General features: G+C 72.3%; 10 protein-coding genes and 1 pseudogene. 3 read left to right on the top strand and 8 right to left on the bottom strand.

Features of this window, described 5'->3' with window-relative positions; genetic code table 11:
• Window positions 1–14: 14 nt before the first annotated feature.
• The 7 genes and pseudogenes from O1Q96_RS28940 to O1Q96_RS28905 form a co-directional block, all read right to left on the bottom strand.
• Window positions 15–1,016, bottom strand: coding sequence for an SDR family NAD(P)-dependent oxidoreductase (locus tag O1Q96_RS28940; protein WP_269250952.1), 1,002 nt, complete (start codon window positions 1,014–1,016; stop codon window positions 15–17).
• A gap of 86 nt (window positions 1,017–1,102) precedes the next feature.
• Entirely contained in the window at window positions 1,103–2,479 is a 1,377-nt protein-coding gene (locus O1Q96_RS28935; RefSeq protein WP_269250951.1) for a hypothetical protein, read from the bottom strand.
• Window positions 2,476–4,017: a GT4 family glycosyltransferase PelF gene (gene pelF, locus O1Q96_RS28930; RefSeq protein WP_269250950.1), complete on the bottom strand. Its 1,542-nt coding sequence runs from the start codon at window positions 4,015–4,017 to the stop codon at window positions 2,476–2,478. The genes O1Q96_RS28935 and pelF overlap by 4 nt, the downstream gene beginning before the upstream one ends.
• An 80-nt stretch (window positions 4,018–4,097) precedes the next feature.
• The gene (locus O1Q96_RS28925) at window positions 4,098–6,233 is read right to left on the bottom strand and encodes a hypothetical protein (protein WP_269250949.1); all 2,136 of its coding nucleotides are present in this window, start codon (window positions 6,231–6,233) and stop codon (window positions 4,098–4,100) included.
• A 778-nt stretch (window positions 6,234–7,011) separates the two neighbouring features.
• Window positions 7,012–7,269, bottom strand: a pseudogene (locus O1Q96_RS28920) (hypothetical protein); the annotation flags it as partial.
• 136 nt (window positions 7,270–7,405) lie between these two features.
• Complete coding sequence (locus O1Q96_RS28910; RefSeq protein ID WP_269250948.1) at window positions 7,406–7,624, bottom strand: hypothetical protein; 219 nt, start codon at window positions 7,622–7,624, stop codon at window positions 7,406–7,408.
• A 79-nt stretch (window positions 7,625–7,703) separates the two neighbouring features.
• Entirely contained in the window at window positions 7,704–9,344 is a 1,641-nt protein-coding gene (locus tag O1Q96_RS28905; RefSeq protein WP_269250947.1) for an esterase/lipase family protein, read from the bottom strand.
• A gap of 265 nt (window positions 9,345–9,609) precedes the next feature.
• Here O1Q96_RS28905 and O1Q96_RS28900 point away from each other — a divergent pair, with 265 nt between their 5' ends.
• Complete coding sequence (locus tag O1Q96_RS28900) at window positions 9,610–9,972, top strand: DUF952 domain-containing protein (RefSeq protein ID WP_269250946.1); 363 nt, start codon at window positions 9,610–9,612, stop codon at window positions 9,970–9,972.
• Between the two features lie 123 nt (window positions 9,973–10,095).
• Entirely contained in the window at window positions 10,096–11,067 is a 972-nt protein-coding gene (locus tag O1Q96_RS28895; protein WP_269250945.1) for a pyridoxal-phosphate dependent enzyme, read from the top strand.
• A 42-nt stretch (window positions 11,068–11,109) separates the two neighbouring features.
• On the opposite strand, the gene O1Q96_RS28890 is transcribed toward O1Q96_RS28895, so the two are convergent.
• Entirely contained in the window at window positions 11,110–11,940 is an 831-nt protein-coding gene (locus tag O1Q96_RS28890) for a CPBP family intramembrane glutamic endopeptidase (protein WP_269250944.1), read from the bottom strand.
• Window positions 11,941–12,057: 117 nt separating this feature from the next.
• On the opposite strand from O1Q96_RS28890, the gene O1Q96_RS28885 reads away from it, so the two are divergent.
• Window positions 12,058–13,584, top strand: a complete 1,527-nt coding sequence (locus tag O1Q96_RS28885) for a CYTH and CHAD domain-containing protein (RefSeq protein WP_269250943.1) — start codon at window positions 12,058–12,060, stop codon at window positions 13,582–13,584.
• Window positions 13,585–13,719: the final 135 nt, after the last annotated feature.

Raw genomic sequence — 13,719 nt, 5'->3', positions numbered from 1 at the left:
ATGCGCCGGGCGGGTCAGATGTTGTAGATGCCTGTCTTGTAGCGGGCGAGGTTCGCCGGGTTGCGGAAGAACTCCACCGTGTGTGCGAGGCCCTGCTCCAGCGTGTGCGCCGGGCTCCAGCCGGTGGCTTCGCCGAGCCTGGTCGCGTCGGCGACCAGCCGCATCACCTCGGAGTTCGCGGGCCGGATGCGCTGGGCGTCCTCGCGCACGTCGAGGGCGGTGTCCATCACCTTGCCGATCAGCGCGACGAGGTCGCCGACCGATATCTCGCCGCCGGTACCGGCGTTGAAGGTCCGGCCCACGACGCGCTCGGCGGGAGCGGTGCCCACCGCGAGGAACGCCTGTGCGGTGTCCTTGACGTAGGTGAAGTCGCGGGTGGGACGCAGGTCGCCGAGGGTGAGGGTGTGCTCGCCTGCCGCGACCTGGCCGATGACGCTGGGGATGACCGCCCGCATCGACTGGCGCGGGCCGAAGGTGTTGAACGGCCGCAGCGTCACCACGGGTGTGCCGAAACTCGCGTGGTAGCTGTCGGCCAGCCGGTCACCACCCGCCTTCGAAGCGGCGTACGGGGACTGGGTGTTGATGGGGTGGTCCTCGGTGATCGGTACGGTCTGCGCGGTGCCGTAGGTCTCGCTGGTGGAGGTGTGGACCAGCCGGGGCGTACCGAGGGCGCGGACCGCTTCCAGCACGTTGAGGGTGCCGGTGACGTTGGTGTCCACGTAACTGTGCGGCGCCTGGTAGGAGTACGGGATCGCGATCAGCGCGGCCAGGTGGTAGACGCACTCGGCGTCCTCGACGAGAGCGCGGACGGAACCCGTGTCGCGGACGTCGCCGAGGACGATCTCGACCTGGTCGAGCACGTCCGGAGCCAGGGTCTCCAGCCAGCCGTAGGAGGAGAAGGAGTTGTACTGCGCCATGGCCCTCACCCGGTACCCGGCGGCGACCAGCGCCTCGGTGAGGTGGGAGCCGATGAAGCCTTCGGCTCCGGTGACGGCGACAAGAGGTGCGGAGGTCAACTCGTGGTCCTTCCGGTCGGTTGCACGTGTGATGTCCGTGCGGCATGAAGGGCGGCCGCCGGTGCGGGCCGCCGTCGTGCGGGTGGTCAGACGTGCGGTGCGGGTCGTCCCAGCAGCCGCAGCGCGCACACCACGAGACACAGCGCGGCCGCGCCACAGCTCAGCGACAGCACGGCGGCGTCGGGCGGGGGATGGAGCGTGGCCGCGATCGCCGCCCCGCCGGCGGCCGCCAGACACACCGCGGCCGGCGGCCAGGCCACCCCGAAGGCCTGCAGGAGCAGCGCGGTCCACAGCGTCGCCGCGAGCAGCAGCAGCGGAGCCGGTTCAGCGCCGGTGAGCAGCGCGGCTGGCAGCAGCGGCAGCAGATGGGCGAGCAGACAGAGGGCGAGGATGCCCGCCGACCGCAGCAGATAGGCGGCCGGTGTGGCGGTGGCCCGCAGCGCCGCCACCGACATCCCGCGGTACTTGTGGAGCAGCCACTCGGCCGGCCCCATGCTGACCGTCAGCACGATCACGGCGTACGGATGCTGCCGTCCCTCCAGCAGGACCAGCACACCGGCGGCCAGGCCGAACAGCCCGTACGGCAGCGACCGCAGCAGCGGAGGCCGGACGCCGTCCGGGACGGGGGCGGCCGCCGACGTGGCCCGGAGCGCCCAGCCCGCCGCGGCGACCGCGCCCGCCAGTGACAACAGCGGCAGTCCCACCCGCAGGGCCGTGCCCGGCTCCCACCACGCGAGCGCCGCCGCGCCGCCGATCACCGGGGTGAGCGCGGCCAGCAACAGCCGCTCCCGGGCCAGTACGAGGAGCACCCCCGCCGCCGCGAGATACAGGGACTGTGCCGCCGCCACGGCGACCGCGGTGCCGCCGGAGGCGAACAGCGACCCGGCGCCGGTCGCCGCTACGGCTCCCAGCGGCGCGCCGTGGAGCAGGGTGCGGCCCGCCTCGCGACGGCCCGTGGCCATGCGCAGATAGGCCCGGTGCCCGAGGGCCTGCCCCCAGGCCCAGGACGCGAGCCCGGCCACGATCAGCACGTCCGTGTCGTGGTCGGCGTGCCACAGCCGTCCCGTGAGCAGGTAGGCGAGCCCCGGCAGGGCGAACAGCGCACCGCGCAGGGCGCAGCGCACATGGTCGGGACGCCACGGGTCGGCGGGCGCGTCGGGTTCGGGATAGGTGCGCGGCACCCGGTGGTACAGCGCGGAGGCGAGCGAGAACAGGTTCGGGTGCCCGTACCGCTCCTGGATGACCTCGCCGGTCAGGCCCTCCGATTCCAGCAGCGCGGCCACCTCGTAGGGGTGCACGGCCGGTCCGACGCGGTCGGCCAGTTCGGCGGCCAGGCGGTCGACCGCGTCCTGGGCCATGCCGTGGGCCGGCATTCTCAGGGCGAGGGTGCGGTCGTCGGCGAGACGCAGGGCCAGGGTGTCGCGTCCCGCGTCGCCCGGTTCGAGGGCCATCGGTCCGCTCATCCGGCCAGGCTCCTCTGTCTCGGCTCCGGAACGCCGCCCGCCGTGGCCGGACGCATGGCCGGGCGGGCCGCCCACGGATCGCACGGGGTGATCGGACCGAGCGCCGACAGTTCCAGGTAGATGTCCCGGAAGGTGTCGACGGTCTGCCGCAGCGTGAACTGCTCGACGACCCGCAGCCGGGCGGCCTCGCCCATCGCGCGGCGGCGTCCCGGATCGCCCAGCAGACCCAGCGCGGCGGCGGCCATGGCGGCCGGATCGCGCGGCGGAACGACGAGTCCCGTGTCGCCGACCGCCTCCCGCACGCCGCCCACGTCCGTGGAGACGGTGGCCCGCCCGCAGGACATCGCCTCGATCAGGGTGAACGGGAATCCCTCGCTGATGCTGGAGAGCATCACGACGTTGCCCGCGGCGTAGGCGTCCCTGATGTCGTCGACCCGGCCCTCGAAGGAGACCGCGTCGCCGTGGCCCAGTTCGGCGGCCAGGGCCTCGCACCGTTGCCGGTAGGGCTCGCCTCCGCGGGGTGTGCCGCCGAACAACCGCAGCCGCGCGTCCGGGAGTTGTCCTCGGACGAGGGCGAAGGCCCGGATGAGGGTCTCCAGGTCCTTGATCGGGTCGACGCGTCCGGCCCAGCTGAGCGTGGGCCGCTCCGGCTCGGGACCGGCCGGTGGGAACGCGCCGGGATCCACCCCGTTGTAGACGGTGCGGATCGACTCCGGGTCGGCGCCGCCCTGTTCCTCCCACAGCCGGTTGTAGCGGTTGCCGGGGGTGATGAGGGAAGCCCGCCGATACGTTTCCTCGGCCAGCAGCCGGAAGAAGCCCAGGACGACGGCCTTGACCGGCCAGCGGTAGGGAGCGGTGCGGTAGCCGAGGTAGCGCTCGCGCAGATAGACACCGTGCTCGGTCAGCAGCAGGGGCACACCGTGCCGTTCGAGCGCCGCGAGGCCGGGCAGGACGGCCAGTCCGCCGCTCACCGCGTGTGCCACGCCCTGTTCGGGCGGTGGTGTGGCCAGCGGGCGCAGGGCGTGCTCCAGCAGGGCGGTGGCGGTGAGCGCGTCGTGCAGGGTCGGCCGGGCCTCGCGGACCGCCAGACCCGGCCGGTTCCACACGGTGGTGAGGATGCCGATCGCCCGGTCGCCGCGGAGGAAGGGGCTCAGCAGCCCGTCGGCCGCGGCCGACGCCATCGCGTACAGGGCCGTGCCGAACGTGTCCTCGGCACACGGGTCGAGCAGCGCGGTGAGGAACTGCTCGTAGGCGGCGGCCAGTTGGTTGCGGCGGCGGCCGCGCGCCGGGCGGCCCTCGGGCGCGGGCCCCCACATGGGGACCGAGACGACACGTGAGACGTGGTCGGGTATCTCCCACACGAGGGGTTCACGTCCCGTGCCGGTGACGGCGATGACGTCGAAGTCGATGTCGGGCATGCCGTCGACGAGTTGGTCGCACCAGACGCTCACGCCGCCGTGACTGTGCGGATAGGTGCCTTCGGTGAGCAGGGTGACGCGCGCCGCGCTGGGGCGTCGCGCGCCGTGGGGAACGTGCATCGGTGTGCTCCACGGCCGAGGTGGGTGGTTGTGCCGGCCCCCGCCGCGGGCGGGGCGGGGGCCGTCGGTCGGTGCGCCGCTCAGCTGTCCGGGGTGTGGGGCGGCTGCTCGCGCACGCCGGCCGGTACGCGGGTGCGCGGGGCGGTGCGGGTCGCGGACGCCTTCTCCGTGACGTCGACGGCCGCGGACAGCGACGGCGTCGCGGCCGGCGTGGTGAGCGTCAGCGGGGCACCGGTCGAGGTGGTCCAGCCGGACACCTCACCGGCGTAGGCGTCGCCGAAGCCGGAGCCGCCGTTCGTGGTGCCCGTCGGCATGGTGGCGGGCACCGCGGTCCCGGCGGGTGCCCGGACCGTCACCGTGTCGCCGACGCGGTAGGCGGTGACCTGGCCGTCGGCGACGGCGGCCCTCCACGCGGCACGCCGCCGCAGCTCGACCCCGATGTCCTTCATCGGCAGGTTCACCACGGGGGCGTTCGCCGTGAACAGGGCTGCGTACCCGTCGAGGATGCCGTCGAGGACCGGGTAGGCGATGCGGTCCTCGGCCAGGTTCGACTGGTGGATGAAGTGCGGCTTGGGGTCGTTGGCGAGTACGTGACCGAGGCCGATCCTCGTCTCCAGCGGCACGATGTGGTCGGCGTAGCCCGTGGCGGTGTCGAGCGGAGCCGGCAGACACGTGGAGGTGGCGGGATTGTCCTCGCAGATGCCGCTGCCGCCCTGGGCCCGGCCGGTGTAGATCCAGTTGTACTCGTCGACCTGTTCCGCGGCCCGGCCTGCGTTGTAGAAGACGTTCATCGGATAGCGGGAGACCGTCGTGGCGGGGCCGATCCCGCGCTGCTCCGGTTCGCGGGAGTTGTCGGAGCCGAGCCACGCGATGCCGTTGTCGGCGAGGGCGGGCGCCAGGTTGGGGTTGTCGGCGGGCTGCTGCGGCAGCACCTGCAGACCGGAGTGCTCACCGGTCACCAACTCCGAGTTGTCCAGGGAGAGTCCGGCCGCCTGGCCCCAGACGCGGTTGTCGGCGATCTCGCGGGAGATCGTCGCGCGGCTGACCCACTTGGTGCTGCCGTCGGTGTCGGTGGCGCACCTCCACGGCACCACGGTGGTGTTCTGCTCGCAGCCGAGGAACGGATGCGAGTAGGTGTGGTTGATCCACCGGAACTGCTCGCGGGCGGCGATGAGCCGGTCGGTGAGGGGGTCCGCGCCGTTGTTGTCCTCGCGGTGCTCGACGCTGCCCGCGCCGTTGTAGGCGAGGTCCAGGGTGAAGTTCTGTCTGTCCTGCCAGTCGGTGGCGTGGTCGACGTCCGCGGGGGTCATCCGGATCGGGTTCGGCGTGCCTTCGCCCTGGGCACAGTCCACGTCACCGGGTGTGCAGTTGAGCTCCGTGTCCCAGCGGTCGTCACCGGCGAACACGTCGTCGACGTGCACCGCGAAGTAGTTGCGCGAGGCGCCGAGACGTACGCCGCCGGTCATCCACTCCACGATGCCGCGGGCCAGCAGCCGGAACTGCTGCTGGTACCGGTTGTAGACGAAGGTGACGACGAGTTCGCGTCGCCCGTCATGCCGGTACTCGCCCACCAGGGAGCCCCGCGTCGGCTGCCCCGGGACGGCGGCGTCGACGTAGGGGACGAAGTCCGCCCCCTCGGCGGGCGTCGACAGATAGGCGTAACTCTCGCCCACGTCGGGTGAGTTGTCCTCGAACGGGACGGAGCCCTCCAGGTAGCCGAACGGTCCCGCCCGGCCGGCCTCCGTGACCTGCGCCCGCACGCCGTCGACGCTGCCGGCGTAGCCGCCGTCGACCGGGTACCGGAGCCCGGCCTCCGGACGCGCGTAGGTGTACGCGTCGACCTGCGGAATGGCGTACGTCTGCTCGTAGGCCACCAGGGCCGCCATCTCCGGGGAGCCTGCCGTGAACGGGTTGTCGTTGGGCAGGACGACGGCCTGGAACTTGGCGCGCGGTGCGCCGTCCACCGTGTCCGCGAGGAAGTCCGCGTCGATCACGGGCCGGCCGGAGTCCTGGAGGTCGACCTCGGTGTACGGCGTCCCGGCCGTGGTCAGTTCGGCGGCGATGGCGTCGGTGGCCGGGCCGCCGTCGCTGACGACCAGGACCCGAAGGTCGATGCGGGGCGCGGCCGCATCGGCGTGTGCCGGGACGGCCGGCAGGCCGAGCGCGGCGATGAGCGCGCCCACAGTGAGCGCCGTCGTACGTGTGGTCCGCTTCATGCGGTGAAAGTCCCCTCCCGGGCAGGGGTGAGCACTGCTCCGCGGAGCGGACGCACCCCCTCGCGCGACGCCGTCGCCCCCCTCAGACGTAGGTCGTCAACGCTTCGTCGCGTCACATAGTGAGGTCTGTGTGTAGTTTTCGTGCGCCTGCTGCGGAACATGACGGAAAAGAGCAGGCGTCCAACAGACGAAACCGGGGCCATGGCGACCGCCCGCGATCGTGGGGACGCGGGCGGCGGGCCCGGCACGCAACCGGTTGCGTGCCGGGCGCGACTTGAGCCGGAGGTATGCGGAACGGCAGGGTCCGCCGTGAGGGGCCGCCAGTGGTCTGGACCGTGTCGGCATCGGGCGGTTGATCGATTTTCGGTCACCTGTGCCCGGGCGTGGGGCCCCCGGGACGGGCGGTGCGAGCGGACCGGCCCCCGGTCTCGGCGTACGTCGGGCGCGGAGCGCGCGGCTCTCGGGTGTGCGGACCGGACCGCCACCGGCGTCGGCGCTGTCGCTGTACCCGGCCAGGGGGCACGGGTGGAAGCCGATGTTCCCGTTGCCGCCGGAGTCGGGGCGACCTGCGGAGTGAGGGTCCGGCTCCGGCCGGGCGGGACGGTGGCGCCGTGGTGCTTCAGGTCGGGTCGCCGCATGGTCGGCAGGGCCCGCCCTGTCGTCCGACGTGCACGACGACGAGGCGCCGGGAAGTCCGTGGGCCCGGCGCCTCGTCGTCGTGCGGCCTCGCGGGCGACGCGGCACCGATGGCCAATAAGACATGCACCGTGCCGAGCCCTCAGCTCCGGTGGTCCTTCGCGGAGGGCCGGGCGACGCGGATCTTCGGCTGGCCGTGCGGCAGTTGCTCCCAGTCCTCCACGCGGCGCGCCGCCAGTCCGTGCTTCTCCGCCGGCGCGACGAGCGTCTCGGTGCGGTAGCAGAAGTCCTCCCGCCGGATGAACCGCCGACCGCCCCGCAGAGTGCCGCACCCGATCTCCAGCATGCGGTGCCCGGGACCCAGGCCGTGGCCGAGCAGGTGGTCGAACGGCATGGCCCCGGACGGATCTGCACCAAGCCGGGGACCGAGACTCGGGCCGGGGCGGTGGCCGTCGCGAACGAGCAGCGCCTCCTCCCGTGGGACCAGGACCGCACCTGCCGGGCCGCGGGCCGGGCGCGGAGAGGGCCGGGTGCCTTCAGCGGCCGGGATGGTCCGGGTCGTCCTCGGCGCTCGGCAGGATGTTGGAACCCTCCGCCCAGTGGTTCACCCAGCCGCAGTACGAGCAGGCGTACCTGTTGTTGAGCCCGCTCACCTGGGCACCGCACTGGCGGCAGTCCGTCGTGGTGATCTCCGCGCCGGTCGAAGCCACGACGGCGTCGCCGGACCCGGTCTCCAGAGGCCACTCCTGCGTCATGGAGGCAGCGTACCCACGGACCCCCGGTCCGCCGGAAGGGCCATCGCCCGTGCGATGTGCTGTCGGCGCCGTCCGGTCCTCACGTCCCGGCAGGGGTGGACGTGATCGTGACGGCCATCGTGGCGGTGAAGCCGGTGCCACCGACGGTGAAGGTGAAGGTGCCGGGAGAGCCGGGGTCGGGCGTGGCCCGCTGGACCTGAGCGCCCTCGGCGGCGGCCGCCGCGGCCAGCCGGTCGCGGGTGACGTCCTGGGCCAGCAGCCGGGCGTCGGTGTGGAGGTACAGCTCGGGCCCGGCGGGGTCGGGGATGGCGTGCACGTAGTACTGCTTGGAGAAGACGACGTTGTCGGAGAAGCCGAGCGGGGACGTGTTGCGTTCGCCGACGTAGACGTCGAGCCGGAAGGCCAGGCTGTCGTCCAGGTGGGCCGCCTCGGGCTTGCTGGTGGCGTCCACCCAGCCCTCCCAGACCAGCCGGCGCGGGGTTCCCGAGCCGGTGCGGGTGACCTCCGGCCAGCCGGAGGTGTCGTCGCCCGCGGCCGACAGCGGCGCCTGTAGTTCTTCCGTCAGGACCGGCAGGGGGTCGGTGAAGTCCCCGCGGTGGAAGGGCCCGTAGCAGTTCTCCGCCTCACTGCTCTGATGGAAGAGCTCGAAGTCGACGTACCGGGGCTTGATCTTGACGCCGAAGTAGAACTCGCTTCGGCCGAAGACGTCGTAGCCACGGGTGACCTCGGCTTCGTCCAGCCACAGCTGCACGTGGTGGGTGCCGTGGAAGAAACGCATGGCGATCTCGTACGCCTCGCGGGACGTGACCAGGGAATCCCGGCCGCCGTGGCACTTGTGGATGAACGTCCTGGGTGAACCGGGGAGTTGGGCAGAGGACTGTTTGACCAGGCCGTCACTGTGGTTGTACGCGAGGGTGCCCTCGTCGATGAAGGTGGAGAGGCGGTTGCCGAGACTGGCGGCCTTGGCGCCGTAGGCGCGGTAGTCGGTGCCCACCACGGTCAGGATGCGTTCGGCGGGGAAGGGAATGTCCCTGAAATCCGTCCGGTCCGGGTCGAAGGCGTTCAGCTCCTCGGCCGCGGGGGACACCACGGGCAGAGCCGACAGCAGCCAGCCGGGCAGGAGTTGGAAGGAGATCCCCCGGTGCGGGGTTCCCAGGGTGACGATCCGGTGGATCAGCGCCTCGGGATCCTCACCCTGCGAGGCGATCCGGCTCAGCGCCGCACGCACGGCCAGACCGCCCATGCTGTGGGCGACGATGTCCACCCCGGGGAAGATCTCGCCCGCCGCCTCCGAGGCGTGCCGCATGATGCGGATCAGCTGGACGAGGCCCCGCCCGTACTCCTCCAGGGTGCGGGGCTGGAGATCGTAGTAGCGGTAGATCCACAGCGTGCCGCGCACACCCTGGCCGAGCAGGTGTTCGGCCAGGGTGGGATCGACGACGACCGTGCCGGAGGTCAGCTCCTCGCCCCACACGGCGCTCGGGGCCGTGGCCTGAACGGGCTTGGGGTAGTAGCCCACCACGTTGGTCGCGTCCCGGTACGTGTAGCGCGGGGACTTCAGCGCCCGCAGGAGGAAGCCCTCGTAGATGTAGTTCTCGCCCCGGCGCTCGGGATAGACCGTGCCGTTGTTGAAGCCCTGATACGCGTCGCGCTGCTCGTCCTGGACATCGGGGCCGCCGAAACCCCGGACGAGAATCAGGGGGCGGGGACGGATTGCCATGATCGCCTCCATGAGGCCAGGCTCGTGCCCGGGCAGGTAAGGCGGACGCGATGACGTTCGGTCCCGCCAACGGTGCAGTCCCAGGTGCCTCACCTCCATTCTGGCCACGGATTCCCGTTTCCGCAGAGCAGGGGGCGGCCTGGGCCGACGCTTCCGTTTCCGCCTGGTCGCCTCCGGCTTCTTCCTGCCATGGGCTCCGCCGCATGCTCATGGGGAGCCCTCACTCGGGGGCCGCCGAAATCCCGGGCTGGGGTATAACCGGATCATGATCTATCACGTCGTGACGCTCGGTGACTGGAGCGCCCGTCCGGAGGCTCCCTACGCGCCCCCCTCCCTCGCGAAGGACGGCTTCGTCCACTGTTCTCCCGACGAGGCGACCACTCTGGCCGTCGTCAACGCCTTCTACCGGAGCGCGTCCCGTCCGCTGCTCGCCCTGCTCCTCGACGAGGCCCGTCTCACCGCCGAGCTGCGGCTCGAGGCGGCGGACCCCGCTCCGCCGCCCGGGGTCGGCGCAGACGTCCTGTTCCCTCATCTGTTCGGTCCTGTCGACCGTGACGCGGTCGAACGGGTCCTGGAGATCCAGTGGGACGACGACGGCCGGGCGGCAGGACTGAAGCCCGTGAGTTGACGGCCGCCGACCGGCAGCTGCACCACGCTTCCACGGCCTCCGCATCTCGCAGCCCAGCGCGGCTCAGCCCCCGGCCCGGCCGCCCGGGGACCCGCATCCCGTCGACCTCACGGAGTCGCCGACATGTCCGACCTCGTCGTTCCGCTCTCGCTCGGCACGTGGCCCACGCCCGTGGAGCCGATGCCCCGCCTGGCAGCCGCCCTCGGTCTCGGCCGCGAGGACCTGCTCGTCAAGAGGGACGACCTCACGGGCCTCGGCGGCGGTGGCAACAAGATCCGCAAACTGGAGTGGACGCTCGCCCGAGCACTCGCGGACGGCGCCGACACACTCGTCACCACGGGCGCGCCACAGAGCAACCACGCCCGGCTCACCGCCGCGGCCGCCGCGCGCCTCGGCCTGCGCGCCGTGCTGGTGTTCCCCGGCGAACGAGGAGCGGCCCGGTCCGGCAACCTCGCTCTGGACGCGCTGCTCGGTGCCGAGATCGTCTTCAGCGGCGTGACGGGACAGCGGGCGCTCGCGGATGCCGCCTCGCAGGCGTGCGACCGGCTGCGGTCCGAGGGGGCGCGCCCGGCTCTCATCCCGTTCGGCGGCTCCAGCGCGTTGGCGGCCCGCGGATATGCGCGCTGCGGTGAGGAGTTGGTGTCGCAGGTACCCGGCCTGCGCACCGCGGTTGTCGCGCTCGGCTCGGGTGCCACGATGGCCGGGCTCGTCGCCTCCCTGGGCGCCGAGCGCACCCTCGGTGTCGATGTGGGGGCCGTGGACGACCCCCGCCGCCGTGTGGTGGAGTTCGCCGCTCCGCTCGCGCCGGACGTTCGCGCCGACGGTCTGCGGGTCGACCGCGACCACATCGGCAACGGCTACGCCAGCCTGCCCAGCAGCGTCGAGGAGGCGCTGACACTCAGCGCCGGACTGGAGGGCATCGTCCTCGATCCCACGTACACCGGGCGGGCGATGGCCGGTCTCATCGCGGCGACTCGGCGGGGCGAGATCGTCCCGGGGGACAGGACCGTCTTCGTGCACACCGGCGGGCTCCCCGGCCTGTTCGGGCACGCCGCCGCTCTCGCATTCGCCGAGAGCATCCAGAAGTCGCACTGACCGGACGCGACCGGACAGCACAGCGCGGCCGCCCTCCGGGGCCTAGGGCTGCGGAGTGTGCCAGTCCAGGCGGTCACGGTACAGGTGCACCATCACCGTCCAGCCCACGGTGAAGGGCAGGCCGCCCAGGGCGACCACGCCGAACACCGCCGCCCCGGAGACCTCGAAGACCGCGCCCTCGCCGTCGAAGAGCTGCGCGACGGTCTGGAAGCCGAGATGGAACCCCACCCCGGCCGCGATGTCGCCGGTCGCGACGCGGAAGACGCCCAGCACGAGCGCGAACGTGAAGAACACGAAGAGCCGGTCCGGGGTGGGGGCCACACCGAGCAGGAACCCGAAGAGGGTGAAGAGCACGGCCTGCCCGACGACCGCCTGCCAAGGAGGCAGCACAGTCAGGAGGTTGCGCTGGAGGTAGCCGCGGAAGACGAGTTCCTCGGGCAGCGCCTCGTACAGGAACACCAGCAGGACGAACAGCGCGGCGACCCCGGCCATCTCCGCGACGGATGCCCGCGAAGCCACCTCGGCCCAGCCGAGCCACAGGCAGAGCCCGATCCCGGCCGAGGAGGGGAGCATCCAGCAGGCCGCCCCCAGGAGCAGTTGCCGCCCGGCCACCCGCGGCGCGGGCAGACCGAGGTCGGCCCAGGGACGGCGGTCCATCAGCCGCCATGCGGCCAGGACCGCGGGGACGACGAGCGCGGTGGTCAGCAGGGCCCGGGCCGCGTGCGTGGGACGGTCGTAGGAACGGCTGATCGGGGCCCCGTGGAAGACGAACCACCACAGGCCGACGGCGGCGGCGAACACCGTAAGGACACGCCACGGCATGGGCGGACGCGAGCCGTGTCCCGCCGCCGGTGGCACCCGCTCGTCGGCCATGGACCCCCTTCGTGGCAGCGATGCGCGTCGTTCGGGGCCGAGGCCCGCCCCACCCCGGAAAGACCGGCAATGTCCGAGTCCGTGTTTCGTTCGGCGGATCGTGTCTACCGGTAATACATGGTCCAGTCGATGCGAGAGACAGAACGAAAGTACGAGGTCCCTTCGTCCGCCGACACCTCCTGGCTGCCCGAGTTGGATCGCGTGGACGGTGTCTCGGCGGTCGTCGACCGGAGCCCCGAGGAGCTGGACGCGGTCTACTACGACACCGAAGACCTGCGCCTGTCCGGCTCCTCGGCGACACTGCGTCGCAGAACCGGTGGTGCCGACGCCGGGTGGCACCTCAAACTGCCGTTGCCGGGCGACAGCCGCGAGGAGATCCGGTCGCCGCTGACCGACACCGTCCCGGACGCACTGCTCGACCTGGCCACGTCCCGCACCCGGGGAGCGGAGCTGACCCCGGTGGTCCGCATCCGGTCGACCCGTGAGGTGCGGCATCTCGTCGACGCGGACGGCGCTCTGCGGGCCGAGCTGTGCGTCGACTCGGTCCTCGCGGAGTCCCTGCGCGACAGGGGCCGGCGCACCACGTGGAACGAGGTGGAGGTGGAGCTGGCCGAGGGCGCCGACCCCGCCCTGCTGGACGCCGTGGAGAAGAAGCTGCGCAAGAAGGGGATCGCTCGTTCGCAGTCCCCGTCCAAGCTGGCCCGGGCTCTCGACGAGACCGCCGTCGCCCCGGCCCGGACGTCCGGTGACCTGGATCCGGATCAGGCCGGCGCGCACGTCCTCGCGTACGTGCGGGAACAGGTCCGCAGCCTCGTCGCCCTCGACCCCGCCGTGCGACGGGAGCGCCCCGACTCGGTGCACAAGATGCGGGTCGCCTGCCGTCGTCTGCGCAGCTGTCTGCGGTCCTACCGGTCCGTCCTCGACCGTGATGCCACCGACGCGATCCGGCGGGAGCTGCAGTGGCTGGCCGGTGAACTGGGCGCCGAACGGGATCAGGAAGTGCTGATGGAGCGCCTCGGCAAGAGCATCGGGGCCCTGCCGAAGGAACTGGTTCTCGGTCCCGTCGCCGCGCGGCTGCGGGTGTGGAACGTCGTCCACAGCACGGAATCCCGTCGGCGCACCCTCGATGCCCTCGGCACGCGCCGCTATCTCGCTCTGCTCGATTCCCTCGCCGCGCTGCTGGAGCGGCCGCCGCTGCGTACCAAGGCGGGCAAGGACGCGGACCAGGTCATGGCCAAGGCCGTCCGCAAGGAGTACGAGCGGCTGACCGGGCTCATGACCGACGCCGTGGAGCTGTCGCCGGGCCCCGCGCGTGATGTGGCCCTTCACGAGGCGCGCAAGGCGGCGAAGAAGGTGCGCTACGCCGCGGAGGCGGCCCGCCCGGCCCTCGGTAAACCGGCCGAGCGCCTCGGCAAGCGGGTCAAGGCGGTGCAGAAGGTCCTCGGCGACCACCAGGACAGCGTGGTGGCGCGGGGAGCCCTCAGGGATCTGGCCGTGGCGGCCCAGACAGCGGGCGAGGCAGGCTTCACCTGGGGCCTGCTGTACGGCACGGAACAGGCACGCGCGGACACCCGGGAACGAGAACTGCCCCCTGTGTGGGAGCGCGCCTCGGCCCCGGAAGTGCGCGATTCGCTTCACCGGTGACCTGCGGCGGAGCCGCACCCGGACCGCACGGGGGCGGCCGCCCCTCATGGGCCCTGTCGTCACATTCCCGTCTGCCGGCCTTCGGGCGGACGACGGCAATGTGACGACAGGGCCCAGCGGTCGCGCGGGGGCTGT

The organism is Streptomyces aurantiacus, assembly GCF_027107535.1.
Taxonomy (GTDB): Bacteria; Actinomycetota; Actinomycetes; order Streptomycetales; family Streptomycetaceae; genus Streptomyces.
Note: the sequence above shows the minus strand (reverse complement) of the source record. Positions and strands in the feature narration are given on the sequence as shown.